This is a genomic window from Microbulbifer variabilis (genome assembly GCF_023716485.1).
Taxonomy (GTDB): domain Bacteria; phylum Pseudomonadota; class Gammaproteobacteria; order Pseudomonadales; family Cellvibrionaceae; genus Microbulbifer; species Microbulbifer variabilis_B.
In genome coordinates this window covers 752,803-775,685 of record NZ_CP092418.1, presented here as the reverse complement: position 1 = coordinate 775,685, position 22,883 = coordinate 752,803, and the positions used below count along the sequence as shown (strand labels likewise).

19 protein-coding genes are annotated in these 22,883 nt (G+C 47.7%); 16 read left to right on the top strand and 3 right to left on the bottom strand.

Going from position 1 to position 22,883, the window contains the following annotated elements; genetic code table 11:
• Window positions 1-147 precede the first annotated feature (147 nt).
• Window positions 148-633 carry a hypothetical protein gene (locus MJO52_RS03515; RefSeq protein WP_252084581.1) on the top strand — a complete coding sequence of 162 codons (486 nt, stop codon included), beginning with the start codon at window positions 148-150 and terminating at the stop codon, window positions 631-633.
• A gap of 15 nt (window positions 634-648) precedes the next feature.
• Here MJO52_RS03515 and MJO52_RS03510 read toward each other — a convergent pair whose 3' ends face one another.
• The 3 genes from MJO52_RS03510 to MJO52_RS03500 form a co-directional block, all read right to left on the bottom strand.
• Window positions 649-1,584 carry an alpha/beta hydrolase gene (locus tag MJO52_RS03510; protein WP_252084580.1) on the bottom strand — a complete coding sequence of 312 codons (936 nt, stop codon included), beginning with the start codon at window positions 1,582-1,584 and terminating at the stop codon, window positions 649-651.
• Window positions 1,585-1,768: 184 nt separating this feature from the next.
• Window positions 1,769-2,365 carry a Yip1 family protein gene (locus tag MJO52_RS03505; RefSeq protein WP_252084579.1) on the bottom strand — a complete coding sequence of 199 codons (597 nt, stop codon included), beginning with the start codon at window positions 2,363-2,365 and terminating at the stop codon, window positions 1,769-1,771.
• 366 nt (window positions 2,366-2,731) lie between these two features.
• Window positions 2,732-3,799, bottom strand: coding sequence for a branched-chain amino acid aminotransferase (locus MJO52_RS03500; RefSeq protein WP_252084578.1), 1,068 nt, complete (start codon window positions 3,797-3,799; stop codon window positions 2,732-2,734).
• A 586-nt stretch (window positions 3,800-4,385) separates the two neighbouring features.
• Here MJO52_RS03500 and MJO52_RS03495 point away from each other — a divergent pair.
• The 15 genes from MJO52_RS03495 to glpQ all read left to right on the top strand — a co-directional run bounded on the left by MJO52_RS03495 (window position 4,386) and on the right by glpQ (window position 22,849).
• Entirely contained in the window at window positions 4,386-5,681 is a 1,296-nt protein-coding gene (locus MJO52_RS03495) for a tetratricopeptide repeat protein (RefSeq protein WP_252084577.1), read from the top strand.
• A gap of 166 nt (window positions 5,682-5,847) precedes the next feature.
• The gene (locus MJO52_RS03490; protein WP_252084576.1) at window positions 5,848-7,005 is read left to right on the top strand and encodes a hypothetical protein; all 1,158 of its coding nucleotides are present in this window, start codon (window positions 5,848-5,850) and stop codon (window positions 7,003-7,005) included.
• A gap of 17 nt (window positions 7,006-7,022) precedes the next feature.
• Window positions 7,023-8,246 (top strand): hypothetical protein, encoded by a 1,224-nt coding sequence (locus MJO52_RS03485; protein ID WP_252084575.1) that lies wholly within the window; start codon window positions 7,023-7,025, stop codon window positions 8,244-8,246.
• Window positions 8,247-8,341: 95 nt separating this feature from the next.
• Entirely contained in the window at window positions 8,342-9,895 is a 1,554-nt protein-coding gene (locus MJO52_RS03480; RefSeq protein WP_252084574.1) for a tetratricopeptide repeat protein, read from the top strand.
• 274 nt (window positions 9,896-10,169) lie between these two features.
• Entirely contained in the window at window positions 10,170-12,260 is a 2,091-nt protein-coding gene (locus MJO52_RS03475) for a PEGA domain-containing protein (protein WP_252084573.1), read from the top strand.
• Between the two features lie 13 nt (window positions 12,261-12,273).
• A complete protein-coding gene (locus MJO52_RS03470) occupies window positions 12,274-12,480 on the top strand; it encodes a hypothetical protein (RefSeq protein ID WP_252084572.1) in 207 nt (68 codons plus the stop codon).
• A gap of 25 nt (window positions 12,481-12,505) precedes the next feature.
• A complete protein-coding gene (locus MJO52_RS03465; RefSeq protein WP_252084571.1) occupies window positions 12,506-13,300 on the top strand; it encodes a MotA/TolQ/ExbB proton channel family protein in 795 nt (264 codons plus the stop codon).
• A 47-nt stretch (window positions 13,301-13,347) separates the two neighbouring features.
• Entirely contained in the window at window positions 13,348-14,652 is a 1,305-nt protein-coding gene (locus tag MJO52_RS03460) for a hypothetical protein (RefSeq protein ID WP_252084570.1), read from the top strand.
• Window positions 14,642-15,724 carry a VWA domain-containing protein gene (locus MJO52_RS03455; RefSeq protein ID WP_252084569.1) on the top strand — a complete coding sequence of 361 codons (1,083 nt, stop codon included), beginning with the start codon at window positions 14,642-14,644 and terminating at the stop codon, window positions 15,722-15,724. The genes MJO52_RS03460 and MJO52_RS03455 overlap by 11 nt, the downstream gene beginning before the upstream one ends.
• Window positions 15,721-16,725, top strand: a complete 1,005-nt coding sequence (locus tag MJO52_RS03450) for a VWA domain-containing protein (protein ID WP_252084568.1) — start codon at window positions 15,721-15,723, stop codon at window positions 16,723-16,725. The genes MJO52_RS03455 and MJO52_RS03450 overlap by 4 nt, the downstream gene beginning before the upstream one ends.
• A gap of 23 nt (window positions 16,726-16,748) precedes the next feature.
• On the top strand, window positions 16,749-17,417 hold the full coding sequence (locus MJO52_RS03445) for a hypothetical protein (protein WP_252084567.1): 669 nt from the start codon (window positions 16,749-16,751) through the stop codon (window positions 17,415-17,417).
• An 11-nt stretch (window positions 17,418-17,428) separates the two neighbouring features.
• Window positions 17,429-18,091 (top strand): hypothetical protein, encoded by a 663-nt coding sequence (locus MJO52_RS03440; protein ID WP_252084566.1) that lies wholly within the window; start codon window positions 17,429-17,431, stop codon window positions 18,089-18,091.
• A 28-nt stretch (window positions 18,092-18,119) separates the two neighbouring features.
• The gene (locus MJO52_RS03435; protein WP_252084565.1) at window positions 18,120-19,580 is read left to right on the top strand and encodes a M48 family metalloprotease; all 1,461 of its coding nucleotides are present in this window, start codon (window positions 18,120-18,122) and stop codon (window positions 19,578-19,580) included.
• A gap of 348 nt (window positions 19,581-19,928) precedes the next feature.
• Window positions 19,929-21,560, top strand: coding sequence for a long-chain-fatty-acid--CoA ligase (locus tag MJO52_RS03430; protein ID WP_252084563.1), 1,632 nt, complete (start codon window positions 19,929-19,931; stop codon window positions 21,558-21,560).
• A 191-nt stretch (window positions 21,561-21,751) separates the two neighbouring features.
• Window positions 21,752-22,849 (top strand): glycerophosphodiester phosphodiesterase, encoded by a 1,098-nt coding sequence (glpQ, locus tag MJO52_RS03425; protein WP_252084562.1) that lies wholly within the window; start codon window positions 21,752-21,754, stop codon window positions 22,847-22,849.
• Window positions 22,850-22,883: the final 34 nt, after the last annotated feature.

Sequence of the window (22,883 nt, the reverse complement as noted above, 5' to 3'; positions counted from 1 at the left end):
CTATCTGACCCCTAGATACCCTTCAAGACACTATTATTATTTGAAAGACTAGAAAACATGCAGGGCTACCAGCTTGGCGCTTCATGCAACCAATTATTGAAAGGACGTTTACCCGTACCCCACATTCCCTAAGGAATCGCAATCAAGATGGAATTTCGCAAGTTGATTTTAATGCCATTTGCCTTTCTAAGTTTTCAGGTGCTTGCTCAACCGACTTTAAAAATTGAGATTACAACCCCAGAGGGATGGCAGTTTCATACTCGACAGATATTGAGTGAATTAACCCTAAGTAAGGAATCTAAGTCTACATCTGCCCAAACAGCGCCCTCAGAGTACCAGGCAATTCGCTGCGATGGCCCCTGGGGGGCTGTAAAATATACTATCCCCCTATTAAAGGGCCCCGGTATTAAAATCTTATATGGGACAGATAGTCTTTTTCTGCAAGTTATTGAATATTCTGTTGACAGTAAAGAAGGTGCCATTTATTCAATGAGTATTCAATGCATTGATGTCGAGCCCACACAGATAATCAATGCGATCACTGAAATTGAACTCTCTATTGGAAAAGAAGCTTCTGAGCAATTGGAGCTCAGCAATGGCTATATTCTTAAGTACCATTACAAGCCTGGTTGAAGAATTTACAATAATTTAGCTGTTCAGAAATCTACCTATTTTTTCATAAGCTTCTGCACAAATATCTTTGAGCAAATCTTCAACATTTAAAAATCCATGTATAACACCCTCAAAGTGTATATACTCAGCGTGTGCACCAACCGACCTCACCCTCTCAAAGTAAAATTTACCCTCATCACACAAGGGACAAAACTCTGCTGTAATCACCAGAGTTTTTGGCAGCCTTTGAGTAAAATCCATATAAAGTGGAGATGCCGACTTTCTACACTGGCCATCCCGGAAATATTTTTCAAAGAACCAGTAACATTTCTCAGCTTCTAGAAAATATCCTTTCCCATTTTTTTGGTAAGATTGACAGCCTGCCGTATAGTCAACACAAGGATAAATAAGAACCTGTTTGTCTATATAAATCCCAGTGTCAAATTGTGCTATATGCGACAAAGTTGCCGATAAAGAACCACCTGCAGAGTCTCCCGCTACTGAGAGTAACTTTTGATAGTCGATCTTGTGTCGGGAAAGGCTCGCCCAAACTCCACGAGCTACAGCGCAAGTATCTTCAACATTGGCTGGATAGGGGTTTTCTGGAGCAAGCCGATATTCTGGTGCCACCACAATATGCTGTGTAGCTATCGCCATTTTACGACAAATAGGGTCATAGGCTTTAACACTATCCAGCATATGACCACCCCCGTGCAGATATAAAAGAACCGGTAGTGCCAAGCTCGAATTAGGGTTAAATATCCTCACAGGGACATTGTATCCACTGGTATAGATTTCATCATCTATCACCTGGTCAATGCCTGGGATGTCTGTAACATATTCCTGGATCATCCTTTCCGACCTCTCGCGAGAATCGATAACACTAAAGGCATGACCTTTGGCTGTACGCTCTGATAACAACTCATTGCATACTCTGAGAAACTCAGAGAGGTTCGGATTTACTTTCCTCAAAAGAGACCTCCAAAGAGTAACAGCACCCATAGTGTTTTGGTGCAAAAAGGAATATTACAATTGAGTTGAGATAAAATAGATTCAAGACAAGCTGATAAATGAAGGGGGTAAGCCAGCCGGCTCAAGTAAAACCGACTGGCAGATAAACACAAAAATTCACAGGTAGTGATCTGTGAAAAAAAAATCAGTGGAAAACAGGAGCGGACACATAGCTCCAGAACAATACCGTGCCCACCATAATTATTACAGCGATAACCAGGGAAACAGTAATAATTGCACTGGCAAAAAGAAATCCTCGCTCCTCTGAGACACCCATAACAATAGGAATCCCCAGGTAAAGTAGATACACCGCATAAGCTACCGCCACAGTTGCCAACAAAATATCCAACCACAACACCGGATAGATTCCCGCAATACCTGCCAAAAATATTGGAGTCGCTGTAAACCCTGCCACGACTACACCTTTCATCGGGTGCGTTTCTGCACCATAGGTTCTCGCCATCCAGTGAATTAAGTACCCAATTGAGACAACCGCCAACACCATCGTACAATAGAAAACCGCTACCAATTCCAACGCACTCTGGCCGGTTATTCTTACCGGATTCCCATTGCCGATACTCCAACCCACCTGGGTAGTGCCAAAATACCAGGCGATTGCAGGGAATAGTGCCAAAATAATAACGTAGGAGATTTGTCGGCGAAGTTTTTTCTCGGGGAGGCAGCTAATCAACTCCCACTGCTTGCGAGGTTGGAGCATCAGGCCGAACATATGGGTCAACATTCTGTTTTCCTCAGGTTCTAGGGAACTCTGAGTGCGACCTATCTAGTCAAATTGATCTTGGAACTGCCGGTCAATATGAAGGTACTACCAAAAGGCCACCCCAAAAGCTCCAGTGCGTTTCTTCTTGTATCGAGTTACTTGTAGGAGCAACAGTCGTTCAAGTCAACCGTAGAAAAGAGATTGGCGGGAATGCTTACATGCACGTTTCTCGCGGAAACATTTTTAAAGCATGAGGTGATACCAAACAACCCCAGGTTAAAGGGAAAGAGGCAGAAGTAGAGAAAAATCAAATGCTGCCATGCTAATTTTGCTAATTAAAAAAAGTAACCAACCTACAGCCGGTTACTTTTAATTATTTAGCTAAGCTCAGAAGCTCGCAGGTTCAACAGCCTGCATCCAGCCAAAGCGATCCTCTGCCCGCCCCTCTTGAATATCCAGAAGCGCCTGACGTAAAGCTTCGGCCACAGGACCTGGAGCCTGCTGCAGCTCATAGCAATGCTCTGCATCACCAATAACGCTAATAGGGCTGATAATAGCAGCAGTACCGCAGGCAAAAGCCTCTGTGCAGCTGCCAGAAGCTATCTGGCTGAGTAATCGATCAACCGGAATGGACTCCTCTACGACCTGGTAGCCCAGGCTTTCGGCCAGCTCCAATAGTGAATAACGGGTAATACCCTCCAGGATGGAGCCGGTCAGCGCTGGCGTATGCAATGTCCCTTCAATTACCGCAAAGAAGTTCATGCCAGAGAGTTCATCTACGCTGTTTCGGTCAGACGGATTGAGCCATAGAGACTGATCGTAACCGCGCTCCTTGAGCCGCCCTACGCTCAATAGAGAGGCCGCGTAGTTACCGCCAACCTTGGCATCCCCTGTGCCACCCACTGCGGCGCGTGCATCTTCCCTCTCCACCCAAAGACGCATGCTACCGGAGTGGTAAGCCTCTGAGGGACTGGCAATCACATAGAACTCATAAGAGCTGCTAGCAGATACGGTAAGGTCCGCCTGGGTGCCAATCAGAAACGGCCGCAAGTAGAGAGACTCGCCGCTATTACCGGGTACCAGGTTGGCACAATAGGAAGCAACAGTACGCACGGCATCGAGAAACAGGGATTCTGGCACCGGGGGCATACACAAGCGTTTGGCAGAAAAGGCCATTCGCTCAGCATTTTTCTCGGGACGGAATAGAGCAATACCACCAGCCTGGGTCCGGTAGGCCTTCATTCCTTCAAAACACGATTGAGCGTAGTGCAGCACTTTTGCTGCAGGATCTATCGACAAGGGTGCATAGGGAATCAACTCACCCTGACTCCAACAACCGTCCTGATAGACTGCACGAAACATTATAGGGGCCATTGCCGTCCCGAAGCCCAGCCTCTCGGGTACTTCATATCCACGCAGGCTTGCGGCCACTTCGGGATCGATATAGATGCTCACCGGCACTCTCCTCTCATTCGAATCGGCTGATTATGGCGCCTGCCGGCCAGCAATCCAAATGTAGTGACCACAGACCCCATGGCTTTAGCCGTTTTCACCTAATCAAACCTATTCATATAGGATGAAAATCCAAATACTCCTGTTCTTACCCCTGCAGCGCAAAGCCATCGAGTAGTCACTTAAATTTACTCTAAAAATTTTTGGCACTTACTTGCCGACCTTCGGCACTGCTATTTCTCCCCAGCTGCTAAACCGAAAGAGTGCCCGCAGGCATCCCGGTAACCTATTCACCGGTTGGTTGAAGTCTCCGTCACAATCCCTCTGATGACAGACTGTGCTGGCTATACTGTTTAATACGCAGCCAGGAGCGCAAAAATAAGCCTCCGGATGCGGCTTCTCTGAGCGGCTATGAGTAAAAAAGACGTGCCTTCAGAGTTGTAACAGAACCACATTTCAGGAGAGAGCTTCCACCGTATCTGTCGGTTTTCCGGCGATCGGGCGGAGACGAGATCCACACCCCTGCGTGATGGCTAAGGCCTATTGCACAGCTGTGGGCAAAGTAAACCGGAATGGAAGTGGTTCAATCGTGACACAGATAGATACCTGCAATCGCCTTGCTATCGGCTTGATGTTTACAGCCACAGCACTGCTGTGTAACGGCGCCATTGCCGCAGATGACGCCACTGCGAATCCAGATCCGAAAGGCCCTCCCCAGGCCTTTATTGAAGCCGCCTCCAAACCGCTGAAAAAAAACCGAAGACAGCTGCGCCCCTCAGAGGCTGTCGAATATTACCGTGAACGCATTGAAGATCTTGAAGCTGAGTATGGTGCCTATGGTATCGGTATTGATGAACAGCTGCTGGGCCTGGCCACTGCACTGCAGAAAGCTGGAGCCCATGAGGAAGCCGCCACCGAATTCCGCCGTGCAATGTTAGTTAATAGAGTGAATGAGGGCCTCTATTCCCTCAGTCAGATACCGATGATTGAACGCTTGATAGAAAGCCAGATTGCGTTGAATCAATGGGAAGAAGCCAACGACAACCAACAGTATCTCTACTGGTTGCACGAAAAAAATTACGGTAAAAAAGATCCTCGGATGTTGCCTGTAATCAATAACCTGAGTCGCTGGCACCTACAGTCTTATGTTGAGAAGAAAGGTGAGACTCTGGTCGAGCACCTAATCAACGCCACCAAGCTCTACACCCTCGCGGTCGATATCATCAGCAAAAATTTTGGCTCCAACGATCTGCGTCTAGTGGACGCACTACGCGGGCTGAAGGCAACGAATTACTATCTCGCCAATTACAAAGGAGAGGCCCAGGCGCCGCTCGTCGTCAATACCAGCTTTGGCGGCGGCCCCGATGTAAGTCAGCGCAGTATGGTAGATCACTATCGAATGAAGAGCTTCAATACTGGCAAAAAAGCGATTACCCGAATCGTCGATGTCTACCAGCGCAACCCTCAATCACCCCCGGCCGCATCTGCAAAAGCAAAAGTCGAGTTGGGCGACTGGTATATGATGTTCAATAAATGGCATTCCGCGCGCCGCACTTATGGAGAGGCTTATAAATCTCTGTGGGACAATGGTGCCTCCAGCGATGAAATTGAGGATATTTTTGGTCGCCCGATTGCACTTCCTGCCCTGCCGATTTTGGAATCGGAAAGCAAAGCCCTGGCCAACTCACATATCACTGTTTCTTACGATGTCACTGCCTTTGGCAAAGCACGCAATATTAAAATCCTCAGAGCCTACCCATCCGATAAAGTACAGATTCGCTCCAAAGTCCGAAACATACTTAAACGCGCCAAATTCCGGCCGCGCTTTGAAGATGGTGAAGCAGTAGCAACACGCGGTATTGTTCAGCGCTTTGTTTTCGATTGAGTGATTCACTGAAAAGACACTGAGTGATGTGTTGTGGAGAGCGCGCAAATAATCAAATAACAACTACTTTTAAATTTCCACACCAGCCATTTTCCGGGCAGCTGGGGAGTCGCAGAATTGATCGCGGCCTCCCGGTATAACGCCAAGCCCTTCTAGGAGAAAAGAGATGACAACTCGGAAAGCGGTACGAAAAAGTCACCGCCAGGGCATTAGCTGGCACACTCTGTTCTCTGTCGTTGTACTGACTACAGTGATTACTGGATGTAAAAGCCAGCAAACCCAATCGCAACCACCGGCGATGCCCTCTTCCAGCTCGCAATCTCAGTCTCAGAGCAGCGCCTCATCAAGCAGCAGTTCTAGCAGTAGTTCACAGAGCTCTAGCCAGTCACAGTCCAGTAGCAGTGGTGGGCAACCCAGTAGTCGTTCTTCGAGCCAACCCAGCGCGAATATGCCAACGGCACAGCGAGAGTCCCAACAAAAGTCCGGAACAGCTTCCAGTGAAAATCAACGTTCCTCCCGTGAACCCTCAGCAGGTGATAGCATGCCGGAGGCAGATTCCCGCAATCGCTCTCCATCATCCCCTGTCTACAGTGATTCACAGCAATCTCCGGATGAAAGACGTACGCCTCCAGATCCCTCTTCTAGCCAGGACGGCACCCCACCGGATGAGATCGACTTCTCCGAGGAGGAGCAAACAGCTTCGGCTTCAAGTAGCTCCTCATCAAGTAGTTCTTCCTCGAACAGCTCCTCGTCGAGTAGTTCGGCCTCAAATAGCAATGCGTCCACCAACGGTCAACCCAGTAATGGCTCTACTCGCGCTGGCAGTGCGCCCAATGAAGTTCCCAGTACAGCCGCGGAGAGAGTCGCAGAGCTTGAGGGCCGCTTCGAATCCACCATGGTGAGCTACGACGGCATGATCCTGCGTGAACGGGACTATGTCCGTAACAGGCCTGGTTCCGCTTCAAAAGAGGGCGAGGAAGAGGCAATGGATGAAGCGCCACCTGGAGAATCCCTGGAAGATCTCATTGAATCTGCGGAAGCCGAAATCCCCCCTCCACCCGGAAGCGGAGCACCCAGCGGCGGGGGCCCACAGCAAAACAATTCCAGCGGCCAGGTAACAGGCCCCGGTTTACCCACTAAGGGGCGCCAAGGGGAGTACAACCACAGCGGCTCACAGCCTGTGGTGCCTGCAGATATTCCCAGTGGTACCGATGACGATGTAGTGGCAAGACAAATTCGTGAAGCCGCCACACGGGAGACCGATCCTGAATTACGGGAAAAGCTCTGGGAAGAGTATCGAAAATATAAAAATGCGACGAAGTAGTTACAGAGGACGCATAGATGGCACTTTTAACTCGAAAAAACTATCGCTGTTTATTTACAGCTCGGCTCGCATTGATAACTGCTGGGTTACTGGTAACTCTACTTAGCGGATGTACCACAACCGAAGTACGAACTACTGCATTTACTCCCCTCACCATTGAGGACAAAAATATTGCGGAAGAGCGCCTGCTGGACGTCGGCGTTATCCAGTTCGATCCCGGTATAGACACTGTTGAAGTTGACGAAGACACCCTGGTCTTTCCCGAATTACGCCAAGCTGAGTCCCGCTTTATGGCAGTCACCCTGGCCGACTCATTGCAGTCCAGCCTGGGTTGGGGGGCAGTGAGAGTTATCCCATCTGCCCGCACCAATATTGATGTAACAGTTTCTGGAAAGATAATCCAATCCGATGGTGAAATTCTCACCATGGAAGTGACCGTTACCGATTCCCGTGGTCAACGCTGGTTTACCAAGGAATATTCGGAATACGCTTCTCACTACGCCTATGATCGTAAGCACCCTACTGAAGGAGATGCCTTTCAGGGAATCTATAACCGGGTTTCCAATGACATGTTGAATTATCGACAAGGGCTATCCAATCAACAGATTGCTGAAATCCGCACTATCTCTGAGATGCGCTTCGCCAGGAGCTTTTCCCCTGAAGCCTTTACGCGCTATCTGCAGCAAAGCCAAGAAGGTATTTATTACCTGAGCGCTCTACCTGCAGAAAATGATCCTATGTTGCAGCGAGTACGAAAAATCCGTGAGCGCGATTATCTATTTGTGGACACACTCCAGGAATACTACGGCACTTTTGCCAAAACCATGGAAGTACCCTACCAAGAGTGGCGAGCACGCAGCTATGAGGAAGTTCGGCAAATGCGCGAACTCAAGCGTAAAGCCCGCAACCACACCATCATGGGGGCCGCGGCCATTATCGGCGGTATTGCCGCAGCCGGTGCAGGAGGAGGCAGTGCTCAGGCTGCGGGACAGGTAGGTATTGGTGCTGGCGGTTATTTAATTAAGAGCGGCTTTGATCGTCGTGCAGATGCCAAGATGCATCTGGAAGCTCTGCAGGAATTGGGAGACTCGATGGAGGCTGAAGTCGAACCACAAATTGTCGAACTGGAAGATCGCACCGTCACCCTGAGCGGCACAGTAGAGAACCAATATCGTCAGTGGCGGGAAATCTTGAAAGAAATTTATGAAGCCGAAACAGCGTCTTCCGAAACCAGTATATGAAGTGCAGACCTTATCGAGGTAAACCGGTCGGATTTTAACCCTTAGCAAGCACCCAAGATCTTCACTGGGTAACTTAATAAAACGGCGGAATCACTATGCAGCACCGCAATAACACCAAGGAAGATTCAACTCCGATCGAGCCCGCAGAGTTTAGCTTTGGCGGTGAGGAAGCTCGCATCCCCAAAAAAACCAGCCCTAAAACTGACAAGCCGGAAAGGGAAAATTCATACTGGCCTTTTTTGCTGGGGGCAGTAATGCTCAGTGGCTTGGTAGGGGTTTTCTGGGGACTTCCCCAAGTTGTGCAAACTCCAAAATTACAAACCGATAAAATGGCTGTTGCCAAAACAATAAATACACCAGAGGAAGATCCGGCAAAGGCATCCCCCTATTCCGATGCTGAAATCATGCAGCAACGCAGGGATGTGCAAAGAATTCTGCAAGATATTCTCGCCCTTAAAGAGGAGCTACAAGAACGTCAAGTTGAGTTATGGGCATTCGAAGATTACTACTCCGCTGAAGACCTAGCTCTAAAGGCTGATAGCCTTTATCGAAAAAGACAATTCATGCAAGCCCTGGAAAAGTACCGGGAATCCTTACAAGCACTAGAGACATTGCGTGACAGTATTCCCGAGCGAATTGAGTTACACCTTAGCGAGGGTAAACGCGCTTTGGATATAGGGGATAAGGATTCTGCACTAGATGCATTTAATCTAGTACTTACTATCTCTAAAGATCACCCAAGAGGTCTCAAGGGGCTTGAGCGGACCGATAAATTACCCTCTGCCTGGTGGAGATATATTCAGGCAAAAGACGCCTACTCCGATTCCGACCTAGACCAGGCTAAGTCATCTCTTGAGCAATCACTCTCGGTTGACCCTGAGACTGTTGAAGCTCAAGCATTACTGGCAAAGGTTGAAATAGAAATCACTGAGAGAGACTACCAAAAGGCTATGTCTTCGGGCTACGCAGCGATTGCCGATAAAAATTACACATCCGCTAAACAATTCTTCAATCAAGCGCAAGCATTAAAGCCTACTGCTAAAGCACCGACCATCGGCCTACAACAGGCAAAAAATGGTATGGAGCGGGAGAAAATTAATAAACTACTGAGCTTGGCACGCTCACAGGAAAAAAAAGAAGATTGGCGTGATGCTCTTAAAAGTTATACGGCCTTGTTGAAAAAGGATAGTAGCCTGGTTGCTGCAGTTACGGGGAAGGCACGCTCTTCTGCCAGGGCCAAATTAGATGATCAGTTACAAGAATTACTCAAAGACCCCCTTACCCTTAGTGAAGGTAAGCGCAACCACTTTGCCCGCACTGTCTTAGCCGATGCACGTAAAGTAAACGGTCAAACACCACGCTTAGTTCAGCAAATAGAAGACCTAGAAAATGCGCTTACCCAAGCTCTGATACCTCTACCCGTTCGTTTCAAATCCGATCGTAGTACCAGTGTCACGATTTACCATGTTGGACGACTGGGTAATTTTGACCAACGAGAAATCGCCTTAAAACCCGGTCGCTACACAGCCATTGGTACCCGCGATGGGTATCGGGATGTACGGCGTGAGTTCATTGTAAAACCCGGAAAACCTGTCACCGAAGTGGTCATTCAGTGCGCAGAGAAAGTAAACGGCGCTAATAATAGCTGAAGACAAGAACCCCTGAGAGAGATGAAAATCCAATAAAGAAGATATTCGCAAGGGGCAAATCCTAAGATGAATCAGAAGATTCATTCACAGGAAAAGAGGTGTTCTGTGACAAACGGCTCGCTGATCGCCAACCCTCCGGTGGCAGCGAGCTAAGCTTTATTTCACACAAAAAACATCCAACCCAGCCTTGGTACCCGATGCGCCTTGGCGCGTATTTCATCGGTGCCAGATTATTGCGATAACTCCATAACGACACAGCAATAGGGAAGTGTAAATGGCAGTGAAAGAGGCGGTCTCAGTTCGCGATAATGAACCTGTAATCGATGACTCACCTCTCATCGAACCTATAGGTTTCACACCGGTTCAAGTCAGCTCTAACCGTGCTCGCCTGTTCCTGTCCAAGCGTGCACTGGTAGTAGCGGCCTGCCTGTTATTAAGTCTCTTGGCGCTGACCTACTTAGTCATCGCCCGCTCCCTCATATTTGAAACCGTGCCTAACAATGCAAAAGTCAATATTGATGGCTTTGCCCTGCCACTGGGAGATGGACATCTGGTGCTTCCCGGAAACTACAGTTACACCATCAGTGCAGATGGTTATTTATCCAAGAGTGGTGAGGTTGAAGTCGGCAGCGATGGGCACAGCCGCCATGCAGTGACCCTGGATAAGCTGCCAGGCCATCTGCAAGTTGAAACAGACCCCCCGGTTCCAGTCAAAATAATAATCAATGGCGGTGAAGTGCCCAATACAAACGGACTGGTGGAAAATATACGTCCAGGTTCCCTTCGGGTAACAATTCTCTCCGATCGTTATCTCCCCTATACCCAAGTAATCAAAGTCGAGGGGCTCGACAACACTCATCGCTTGCAAGCAAAACTTCGTCCAGCCTGGGCCAATATACGTATTAGTAGTAATCCCCCAGGTGCCACTGTCACCTCCAATGGAAAAACTCTTGGCACAACACCTCTCAATACAGAGCTGGTGCAAGGGGATAGGGTTGTCTCCATCTCCCTACCAGAACATAAAACTGTCGATGTCCCAATAGCCGTTACCGCCGGTGTGGACCAAGCCCTTCCCACGGTAAATCTGGGCCCAGCCGATGGACTATTACGAGTTGTTTCAATTCCCGAAGGCGCCAGTGTAACTGTTGATGGGGAGTTCCGCGGACACACTCCTCTTGAACTTGAATTGTCATCAGGAGAAGCTCATCGATTACGCTTTTTTAAAGAAGGTTACGCCTCTGTAGTACACACCATAGACCTTTCCGCCGGAATGGAGCGGGATCTCAGCGTTAACTTAAACGCCGTGTACGGTAGGGTATTTGTAACGAGTGTACCCACTGATGCAGAGGTTTATATTGATGGGCAATATGCGGGTAAAAGCGGACAGTCATTCAACCTCCCAACGAAAAGTCACAAAATTGAAGTGAGGAAGAATGGCTACCAAGCATTTGATACCAGAGTAATCCCAAGCGACAAGCTGGAGCAGACGGTACGCGCAGTATTGTTGACCAAAGAGCAGGCTCGCTGGCAGCAGGTTCCGGCATCCTATCAACATGGCGCGAATGGAACCATGAAGTTAATGCGCCCCAATGCTGTATTCACTATGGGATCCTCACGACGTGAACAAGGGCGCCGTGCCAATGAGGTGATGCGCCAAGTCGCTCTCAATCGTCCTTTTTATATCGGAGCCACCGAAGTCACTAACAGAGAATTCAGACGCTTTAAACGTATGCATACCTCAAGGCATGTGAATGGAGTTAGCCTGGATAATGACAACCTGCCTGTCGTCAATGTCAGTTGGGCCGATGCGGCTTTATTTTGCAACTGGCTCAGTGAACGTGAAGGTCTAAACCCTGTATACCTAACCGAGCGCGGTAAAATAGTTGGGTTTGATTCAGCGGCAGACGGCTATCGCCTTCCCACAGAAGCCGAATGGGCCTGGTTAGCACGCTATGATAAAGGCACCATGCGTAAATACCCCTGGGGCAATGAACTACCTATCGGTGCCAACTCTGGTAACTATGCCGATAGCCACGCTGCCAAGCTGGTCCCGGCAGTATTACGCACCTATAGCGACCGCTATGCAGCCACGGCTCCCGTCGGCAGTTACAGTCCAAATCCTCTTGGTATATACGACTTGGGTGGCAATGTTTCTGAGTGGATTCACGACCTCTATACCATTGGTACCGGACTCTCATCGCGCCTGGAAGAAAATCCGATTGGCCCACAGGATGGCGACTACCATGTAATTCGCGGCTCCAGCTGGCGTCATTCAGGGTTAACCGAACTGCGTTTATCCTACCGTGATTATGGCGAAGCTCCCCGCAATGATATTGGATTTAGGGTCGCGCGCTGGATTAATTAAAGAAGGAGTGAAGATGTTCAAGATCATTTTAATACTCATCATTCTTTTACCCTCTTACTTATTTGCCCAGGAGAAAGAAGATACCAATGAGATGACCGTTGCTCAGGCGAACAAGGAGAAAACAGAAAAAAACAAGCGCAAGGGCAATCGTTCAGATGATTACAAGTCTTCAGAAGAAATTTCTGAAGACTTATCTGTTTCCTATCCTGTGGATATTTAAAAGAGAAGCCGCCAAGGGCACCACCATGAAATTCAAATCCTCAGACTTTGTGTTCCAGATATTTGCTCTGCTGGGATCTATTATCCTGGTTCACGCCATTTATGTTGCCATCATTCGCCCTAATGCAGATGCCTTGATAGAAGAACAGCTTGCACGGGAGGCTGCAGGAGAAACCTACGTTCAGCAACGTTCCATTTATATTGTGATGAAAGACTACGAGCAAGAAGCTTGCTTTGTACTGATGCTGTGGGCCATGGCAATCATGGGCCTAAAGGCACACCGCAGCATACGCGAGCGCAAACTGCTCGATAAAGCCCTTCTTAATATCAGCGAAGGCACACCTATATTACCCGAAGACACCCGCGACCTGTCCCGTCCCATACAAGCACTACCCGAAGAGGAGCGAAGTTATCTCGTGCCAAGAGCACTGCTCACCGCGCTACAAAGATTCGGTTCTACCAAAAATGTGGCTGCAGTTTCCAATTCGGTGAAAGAAGTGTGCGAAACAGAGGGCGATCGGCTCGACTCGGAATTAGCAATGGTGCGCTATATCACTTGGGCAATTCCCTCGATCGGGTTTATCGGAACCGTGCGCGGCATCGGCGAGGCACTTTCTCAAGCCCATAAAGCAGTAGAGGGTGATATTGCCGGGGTTACCGTAAGCCTTGGGGTCGCCTTCAACTCAACTTTTATTGCCCTGGTGATCAGCATTGTCATTATGTTTTTTACCCACCAGTTACAGCTTATGCAAGAAAGACTGGTCTTGGATACACAGAACTATTGCGATAACCGCCTGCTGAGATTTCTCAAAATCAGCTAGCCGAACTCAAAATTATCATCTCGGATATTCGCCGCGAGGAATACTCCATGGGACAAGGTGTCCTTGAAATCAATGACTGTGGTTTAAGAGTTTTTATCGATACCACGGAAGTTCTGGAAAGCCCCGGTATTGCGGTAATTGAACCGGGACGTATTCACATAGGCACCGCAGCGCAAATGCGTGCCCGCAGTCACCCCACCCAAGTCAACAACCAGTTTTGGCGAAGGCTGAGTTTAGAATCTTTAAAATCAACCAACCAGCGCTGCCGCCACCATGCCGATCTTGCCTACTGCCACTTACAAGAAATATCCGAACACTGTGATCTTCCCGAAGAATTGGTGCTAGCAGTACCAGGCAATTTTACCCGCGAGCAATTAGCGCTGTTACTCGGGATTATTAAAGAAAGCAATATGAATGTGGTTGGCCTGGTTGACTCTGCCAGTGCTGCTATTGGTGACTTGGCCCCCGCTGGATTGCAAATGCATGTAGAACTGCAACTACATCAAACTCTCGTTTCCCGTATTTCGGTGGATAACCAAGCCACCGTAAAATCATCGGAGAGTGTTGCAGATGCAGGCCTATGTCATTTTCAAGAGGCCTGGGCAAGAGTTTTCACGGATGCTTTCGTTATGCAGTGCCGTTTTGATCCACTGCACTCTGCAGAATCCGAACAGCAACTCTATGATTTGATGCCCCAGTGGGTCAGCCGCGCAATGAGTCAGGGGGAAGTTCTTGCAGAGTTAGATGATCGTACGGCAAAAATATCTTTGCGCCAACTTCAGGACGCTACAGCTCCTATTCTTTCCCGTGTTCGGGCAATGATTGAAAACCTTGCAGATAGTGGCAGTGTGAGCTTTATATCCCATCGCTGGGCAGAAATTCCCGGTGGTCTGCAGATAGCCCAGCGTATGCACCTTCTATCCAGGGACAGCACTGCCCAATCTATTAAGAATCGCTGGAAAGAGTTGCGCAGTCCTGACTCTGCTTTGCGATTAGTGAGCAGTGTCAGAGCCGCCCCAGAAAGTGAAATCAGCCTGCATTTAGAAGCACCTTCAGAAGCCGTAGCCACACATCTTTTATATGGCCATCGCGCCCTTGCGGCACAACAGCCACTATTTGTTTTCTGGCACGAAGATAAATTTCAGGTTACTCCCACCCCTCCTGAGCACCCAGCAGCAACGGTTACCAACCATGCGGGGCGTCTTGCATTAAGAGTAGATGCGGGAATTCGTCTGATGCTTAACGGTGAGGAAATTGCAGCACCGGTTAACCTAAACGCCGGAGATAAGATCGGAATTGCGGATCGCCATGACGTCATAACTGCAATCAGTGTGGAACGCTATGAGACGTAAACAGCGTCGCTTTTCTACCTTCAGCTTATCTTTTCTAGACATCATGTCCTGTGGATTTGGTGCGGTTGCACTAATTTTTCTAATTATTAAGCATGGCTCCGATCACGAAATCGAAGTAGAAACTGAGGACTTGAGCGCTGAAGTCAACCTGCTACAAGAAGAAGTTGAAATTGGGGAGGAGCACCTTGTATTGGCGCGCAACACCTTGGATATCGTCAGCGATGAACTCGCAGAGGCACAAGGACTTGCACGTCGTATACTCGAACAAATAGAGGAGGTAAAAGGCAATATTGCCGAAGTAGACAGTATTGATGAAAAGGAAGACATAAAAAGATTACAAGACAAGCTCAAAAAATTAGAACAGGCCAAAAAGGACTTGGAGGAAGAAAATAAGAAGCTCGGTAACAATGTGCGCAAATATAGTGGAGATGGTGACCGTCAGTACCTTACAGGGCTGCGACTTGGTGGTAATCGCATCCTGATTTTACTTGATGCCTCTGCTTCAATGCTCGGTGATGAACTTATCAAAGTTATTCGCGCCCGCAATATGTCATCAAGGGTTAAACGTCAGACAGAAAAATGGCGTCGGGCCATCAATACCGTTTCCTGGCTCACCGCCCAGTTACCACCAGACAGTCAGTACCAGATCTATACTTTCAATACATCTTTTCGCGCCGCAATCACCGGGACGGAAGATCGCTGGCTCAATGTAGATGATCGTGACCAGTTGGATAAAGCAATCAAACAATTGGATGAAATCGTGCCAGAAAATGGCACTAGTTTAGAAAGGGTATTCAATGCCATTCACGCCATGACACCTTTACCCGATAACATTATTTTGATCACCGATGGCCTGCCTACACAAGGCTTGAAGCCACCCAGAAGTGCCACTGTCTCAGGTAGGGAACGCCGTAATTTATTCAAACGTGCGGTTAAAGTGCTTCCCAAGAATGTTCCGATCAATATTATTCTCACTCCAATGGAAGGCGACCCTTTCGCGGCCAGTGAATACTGGAAACTGGCCATGCAAACTCAAGGATCCTTTCTCGCCCCATCAAGGGATTGGCCATGATTGGTTCTTCAAAGAAAAAACGCCAAGAAGAATTCAGCATCTCCTTTCTCGATGTCATTTGCTGTGGATTTGGCGCTATTGTATTGCTGTTAATGATTGCCAAAACAGCCGAGCCCATTGTATTGGAAGAAGCGGAGATAGATCTGGAGGCTCAGGTTATAGAGCTTCAAGAACAAATCGCAGAAATTCGTGGTGAAACCACCGTCCTCAACCGGGACCTCAACGCCAAGCGCGAGCAGATTGACATTGAGCGCAAGCGCATTGCCAATCTACGTGGAGAACTTCAAGCTCTGCAGGCCGTCTACGCCAGTAAAACGGAAGGACAAAGCCAGGAAGGCAAGTTGAAGGGTGAGTTGACGATCGCTCTTCAGACGATGACCGAAGAAATGCGTCGCCTACTCGGCGAAAACTACCAGCGTAAAAATAATGTCATAGGTGGTATACCAGTCGACAGTGAATACATTCTTTTCATTATCGACACCTCCGGCAGTATGTTTAACTATGGTTGGGACCGCATGATGGCGGAAATGGTCAATACTTTAGATCTGTATCCCAACGTCAAAGGTATTCAGGTAATGAATGACATGGGGGATTACATGTTTTTCAATTACCGCAACAAGTGGATCCCCGATACCCCTGGACGTCGCCAGGCGATCCTCCAACGATTAAAAACATGGAACCCTTTCAGTAACTCTAGTCCTGTAGAGGGCATACAAAAAGCCGTGCGTAGTTTCTACGATCCCAGTAAAAAAATTAGCATCTATGTATTAGGTGATGAATTTACAGGGAAATCAATTCGCAATGTCATGTTGGCTGTGGATCGAGTCAATGCCCAACATGGAGAGGGTAAACGCAATATTCGCATCCACGCAGTAGGGTTCCCAATACAGTTTTCCAGGCCTCCGCATTTGCAAACTACCGGATTACGTTTTGCCGCGCTGATGAGAGAACTAACCTATCGTAATGGTGGCACTTTTGTTGGACTTAATGATTTTCGCTAGCTGATTGTTATCAGGAGTCATGCATGAAGCACAGGATAAAGGAGACACCCACATTTCATCTGGCGATTGTGGTTTTTCTCTCTCTAATGGTTACGGCCTGCTCCCATACGGTTCAGGTTGAAGGAAACTATCCCGCCCCTGTAGGTCATCAATTTCCACTCTCCGTGGGTATCTATCTGAGCGAGGATTTCAAAAATTATACCTATCAGGAGGATAGTGAGGACCGAGAGGAATGGAAAATAAATACTGGTAGAGCACAGGGAAATCTATTTGAAACAGTTCTCCGCTCTATGTTTGTCAATACTATCTCACTTTCTGAATACCCTAAGGATGTCCCCGCTAATGTTGAGCTTGTTATAGTTCCGGAAGTCCGTGAACTTCAGTTCACCATGCCCAGAGAAACAAGAGTCAATATTTTTGAGGTGTGGATCAAATATGATATGAACGCCTATGACTCCCAGGGAAACCAAGTTGCCAACTGGGTGATCACTGCTTACGGTAAAACACCAACCGCCTTTTTACAGTCCCAAGAGCAGGCCTTAACCCAGGCAATCAATATTGCTCTTCGCGATGCAGGTGCAACCTTATATACAGGTTTCGAAAAGGTTCCCGAGCTACAGGCATTTCTCTCTGGCAGGATTAGATCTGCGTCATTACAGGAATTTAAAGTAAAGTCCCCACAGGCTGAATAGAGGGTTTCATCGTGTTCAAGCCATTAATTGTTATATCCCTGCTCATCCTTAGCGGATGCACCACTGTAGTTATTGATGAATACAGACGTAGCGATGGTGAACTTGCGGCTGGGGATTCCGTGGTGATATTAGGGCGCCGCCATTCCAGTGATTACGAAACAGAACCCAATCTTATCGACTGTGTCGGCAGAGAATTACACAATCCTGAGATGGGGGTTAATATTATTCCCGAAAAAGAGTTTGTCGATCTTATGTATCCCTGGTTTGAGCCAAGAACCGCCCCCATGCATGTGCGTTCACTCGATCGCCTTATGGAAAATAAGGAGGTCCGTGAGCGAATGGAGTCTTATGGGGTGAAATACATCGTCTGGATAGACGGCTCCACAGAAACCACTGCCAGTGCCGGCTCAATAAGCTGCACGATCAGTACTGGCGGAGCTGGTTGTTTCGGTTTCGGTACCTGGGATAAGGAATCTGACTATGAAGCATCAGTATGGGATTTTCGCGATCGAGAGCTGTCCGGAAAGCTGAGCGCAGATGCCAAAGGCACATCTTATATGCCCGCCATCGTAATACCAATCCCCCTGATCGCACGGGTACAAAACAATGCTTGTAAAGGGATGGCCGTACAACTACAGCAATTTTTGGTACCCGCAGCAGGCAGCAGTTCTTAAACAATAAATAAGCAGGGAGGCAGGGTTAATGCAAAATTTCTTTCGGTGGTACGTCTTTTTATTGGTCCTTGTATGTACTGCATGTGCTTTCAACCCGGCCACCAACCGACCCGATCTGGTCTTGATGTCTGAGGATAAAGAGATTTCTATCGGCAAAGAAATGCATGAAAAGCTGATCGAAAGCACCCCTATCTACCAGGATCCAGTACTCACCGCCTATGTTGACCACGTAGGGCAAAAAGTAGCGGCAGCCAGCGATAGGCCCGACATCAAGTATCACTTCACGATTATCGATAGCCAGGATATCAACGCTTTTGCCCTACCTGGAGGCTATGTATATATCAATCGCGGCCTGCTGACTTACCTTCACTCCGAAGCAGAAATGGCAGCTGTGCTCGCCCATGAGATAGGCCATATCACTGCACGCCATGCCGTTCGTCAAAAAACCGCTGCCACTGGTGCCAGTGCCGCATCAGTATTATCTGTATTGGTAACAGGTAGCCGGGTTGTTGGTGATGCAGCAAATCTCTGGAGTACTGCTGCGGTGAAAGGTTATGGGAGGGAAATGGAGTTGGAGGCAGACCGCTTTGGTGCGCAGTATATGTTCAAAGCCGGTTATGATCCCACCGCAATGCTCAATGTAATTGGCATACTAAAAGATCAGGAAATCTTCGCCCGCAGACGGGCGCGTGTGGAGGGTAAAAAACCGCAGACATATCATGGCGTTTTTTCTACTCACCCACGCAACGATATTCGTCTACAGGAAGTAGTCAAGGCCGCAGGTACCCTACCTGAAGAGAGCAAGGATGTTAAAGTAGCTTATTACCGTGAAAAAACTGATGGTCTTGTTTACGGTGATAATGCCAGGCAATCCAATAAAAATCGTTTTAATCATAAACGTTTAGGCTTCTCACTGCTGTTTCCTGATGGTTGGACAGTAGCCAATCAACGCTCCTCCATCGTAGGCACAGCTCCTGACCAATCAGCAACAATTACGATTAAGGTCGCTAAACGTGAGGGGAATCAACCCGCAGATATGGCCTTGCGTGAGCAGTACGATTTACGCAAGCTGGAACAAGATGAAAAACTAAATCAATACCGATTAGAGGGACACACAGGTAAAGTCCCATCACTTGAAAAGAATAATATTGATCTAGATCGGGTTGCAATTATCTACTACGGCAGCCGTCAATTTATGCTGGAAGGTAAAGTGGCCAATGCATCATCGCAGAAAAAAGATGATCTTGAACATTATGACACACTATTTTTAACCAGTATTCGCAGTTTCAGACCCTTGCGGGAAACCGATATTGTAGAGAAGGATATAAGACGACTGCGCTACGTAAAAGCCACAGAAAAAACTACCTTTTCCTCCCTGGCACGACACATGGAAATTGGTGAATATGCTGAGGAACAGCTGCGACTTCTCAATGGTTATTATCCTCGGGGCGAACCAGAGCCCGGTGAATGGATCAAAATAATCCAGTAAAAAAGCTACCACCTTTCAATTATTCTTGGCATTTGTAGCAATATTCTGTATACCTGAGAAATACCGTATGGAAAATTAAATAATAACTTACGGAATTCACTATACGTGCAGAATTTTTCATTCTCCATAGAGACCCCTTGGTCTACCTTACTCACGATTGAAGAACACTCTATGCCAGTAACATCAGTGGTGTATGGATACTTTAATTAAGTGCATAGAAACATATTCACAACTTATGCACAGTACAATGTATTCTTTTTTATTCTTCATTCATAGCAAGGCATAAATATCGATCCGCACAACCCTATATAGATCAAATGCTAAAAACCATAATAATAGGAGCTTTAAATGAACGGCATGATGATGCAGTCACAACTTACCCTAACCGGTATCATGCAGCACGCCTTGAGTAATTCACCCAATAGTGAAATTGTCTCCATTACTACGGATAATTCTCAGTTTCGCTACACCTACAAAGAGGCCTTTAAACGCTCTGCCCAACTTGCCCAGGCCCTAGCCAGACTTGGAGCTAACAATGGAGATCGTATCGGCACTCTGGCCTGGAATGACCATCGTCATTTTGAACTCTACTATGCGACTTCCTGTAGTGGATTTGTTTGCCATACCATCAATCCACGCTTATTTCCGGAACAAATTCATTATATTGTCGAGCATGCCGAAGATCGCTGGCTGTTTATCGACCCAATGTTTGTTCCGCTTATTGAAAAAATGGTTGATAGACTCAACAGCGTAGAGGGTTTCATCGTTTTAACCGACAGGGCTCATATGCCCCAAAGCACTCTACATAATTACTATTGCTATGAAGAGCTTCTCGATAATCATTCTGGCGATTTCCACTGGCCGGAATTGAATGAGCAAAGTGCCGCCGCTCTCTGTTATACCTCCGGCACTACAGGGAACCCTAAGGGAGTCCTCTACTCTCACCGAGCAATGACACTGCACACCTACGGGGTACTAATGCCCGATGTCTTCGCCATACGCCGCGATGAAGCCATCCTTCCCGTAGTGCCCATGTTTCATGTTAATGCTTGGTCCATTCCCTACGCGGCACCTGCTGTTGGCGCTAAGTTAGTTTTACCAGGCCCTAAAATGGGTTGTGGTGAAACGCTTAGTAGACTTATACAACAAGAGTCAGTCACCATCGCCGCTGGCGTGCCCACCGTTTGGCTAGCACTTCTCAAATACTTGCGTGAAAGTGGAGAAAAGGTCTCTAGCTTGAACCGTGTGGTCGTCGGCGGCTCTGCCTGCCCTTGGAGTATCATGGAAGAGTTTGAAGAAAAGCATGGTGTCTATACCCATCATGCCTGGGGTATGACAGAGATGAGCCCACTTGGTACCTACAATGCCCGCATAGATGAATATTTACCTAAGAATGAAGCCAAGGCCCTACGCCTGAAGCAGGGCCGTGCGGGGTTTGGAGTAGAAATGCGAATTGTAGACCCTCTCGGCAGCCCCCTTCCTCACGATGGTATTGCTTTTGGCACACTACAGGTAAGAGGCCCTTGGGTTTGCGAACGCTACTATAAAGCCGAAGAGTCTGCGCTCACGGTGGACGGATGGTTTGATACCGGCGATGTGGCCACTATAGACTCTTTAGGCTATCTGACCATCACCGACCGAACCAAGGATGTGATTAAATCTGGGGGAGAATGGATATCTTCCATTGAGCTTGAAAATTTCGCTATAACCCTTGATGGTGTTGCCGAGGCAGCAGTTATAGGTGTCGCTCATGAAAAATGGGCCGAACGGCCACTATTGATCGTGGTGCCAGAGACCGACGGAAAGCTCGAAGCCAAGCAGATTCTCGCCGCTTTTCACGGGCGCTTCGCAAAATGGTGGATTCCTGATGACTGTATTATCACCTCAGAAATCCCCCATACCGCTACGGGAAAAATTAGCAAGAAAGACTTGCGGCAGCAATTTGCACAACACCTCTGGCCTCAAGAAGTATCAGTATAAATTGCCATCAGAAAGGCAAGCATCTTAGCAACCAGTTCAACCGGGCAATAAGCCCGGTTTGCCACTTGAAACCGTTGAGCAAATCTAAATGCCCTATGGTTCACACTATATTTAACCACTTTAGCATTGATATATCTCTGTCATATTCTTTTGCTAGAAAGCTTCCCACACTTATTTGGGATCTCTTGCAAATGTTCAAAAGAATTCTGTCTACCTTATTACTCATTGGCTCTGCCAGTGCAAATATCACCTGTGCTGAAAACAGTACCGCTGGAGCCGAATCCCCCTTGGTTATCGCTCATCGTGGTGCCTCTGCTTACTTACCAGAGCACACTCTCGAAGCAAAGGCCATGGCTTATGCTATGCGACCAGATTATATTGAGCAGGATCTGGTTCTTAGCAAAGATAATCACCTGATCGTGATGCATGATATCTACCTCGATAGCACCACCAATGTTGCAGAGATATTTCCTGGACGAGCTCGTGAAGATGGGCATTACTACACTATCGATTTCACGCTGGAAGAATTAAAAAAGCTCCGTGTTAGCGAAGCTTTCTCAATAGGCGAGGATGGGCCTCAGGCAAAATATCCGCATCGCTTCCCCCTATGGAAATCCAGTTTTCAACTATCCACTTTCGAAGAAGAAATAGAACTCATCCAGGGTTTAAATAAATCCCTTGGATATGAAATTGGTATTTATCCAGAAATAAAAAAACCATACTTCCACCACTGGGAAGGAAAAGATATCGCCACAATCGCTTTGCAAAAACTTAAGGAATACGGCTATAGCGACAAACAACAAAAAGTTTTTTTACAGTGCTTCGATGCAGAAGAGTTACAACGTATCAAGTTTGAACTAATGCCCGCCATGGGGATGGATCTTTCCCTCGTTCAGCTTATTGCTGCAACCAGCTGGGGGGAAAAACTGATTGAGATTGATGGCATAATTCAAAATTATGATTACGATTGGATGCTGGAGCCTGGCGGCATGCGCAAAATCACCAGCTATGCCGATGGCATCGGCCCTTGGTACCCCATGTTAATAGAAGTTGAGGATGGTAAGCCAAGGGCCAATAATATCGTCCGCCGTGCCCATCGCAGGGATCTCCAAGTTCACCCCTATACTTTTCGCGCCGACCCGGAGAAGCTTCCAGAGGAATTCGATAGTTTTAACCAATTCCTCCACTTTGCCGCCTACCAACTGCGCGTCGATGGAATTTTTACTGACCAGCCCGATCAAGCTGTCAATTACCTTTCCCGCCCTCACCATAGAAAACGCAGATATTAAGCAAACAAAAAAGTGGCCGCATCAGCGGCCACTT

Bases quoted from the DNA above. Each gene is read 5' to 3' on its own strand.
- MJO52_RS03515 (WP_252084581.1), top strand. From the start codon at position 148: ATGGAATTTCGCAAGTTGATTTTAATGCCATTTGCCTTTCTAAGTTTT.
- MJO52_RS03505 (WP_252084579.1), bottom strand. From the start codon at position 2,365: ATGTTGACCCATATGTTCGGCCTGATGCTCCAACCTCGCAAGCAGTGG.
- MJO52_RS03490 (WP_252084576.1), top strand. From the start codon at position 5,848: ATGACAACTCGGAAAGCGGTACGAAAAAGTCACCGCCAGGGCATTAGC.
- MJO52_RS03485 (WP_252084575.1), top strand. From the start codon at position 7,023: ATGGCACTTTTAACTCGAAAAAACTATCGCTGTTTATTTACAGCTCGG.
- MJO52_RS03480 (WP_252084574.1), top strand. From the start codon at position 8,342: ATGCAGCACCGCAATAACACCAAGGAAGATTCAACTCCGATCGAGCCC.
- MJO52_RS03475 (WP_252084573.1), top strand. From the start codon at position 10,170: ATGGCAGTGAAAGAGGCGGTCTCAGTTCGCGATAATGAACCTGTAATC.
- MJO52_RS03470 (WP_252084572.1), top strand. From the start codon at position 12,274: ATGTTCAAGATCATTTTAATACTCATCATTCTTTTACCCTCTTACTTA.
- MJO52_RS03465 (WP_252084571.1), top strand. From the start codon at position 12,506: ATGAAATTCAAATCCTCAGACTTTGTGTTCCAGATATTTGCTCTGCTG.
- MJO52_RS03460 (WP_252084570.1), top strand. From the start codon at position 13,348: ATGGGACAAGGTGTCCTTGAAATCAATGACTGTGGTTTAAGAGTTTTT.
- MJO52_RS03455 (WP_252084569.1), top strand. From the start codon at position 14,642: ATGAGACGTAAACAGCGTCGCTTTTCTACCTTCAGCTTATCTTTTCTA.
- MJO52_RS03450 (WP_252084568.1), top strand. From the start codon at position 15,721: ATGATTGGTTCTTCAAAGAAAAAACGCCAAGAAGAATTCAGCATCTCC.
- MJO52_RS03445 (WP_252084567.1), top strand. From the start codon at position 16,749: ATGAAGCACAGGATAAAGGAGACACCCACATTTCATCTGGCGATTGTG.
- MJO52_RS03435 (WP_252084565.1), top strand. From the start codon at position 18,120: ATGCAAAATTTCTTTCGGTGGTACGTCTTTTTATTGGTCCTTGTATGT.
- MJO52_RS03430 (WP_252084563.1), top strand. From the start codon at position 19,929: ATGAACGGCATGATGATGCAGTCACAACTTACCCTAACCGGTATCATG.
- glpQ (WP_252084562.1), top strand. From the start codon at position 21,752: ATGTTCAAAAGAATTCTGTCTACCTTATTACTCATTGGCTCTGCCAGT.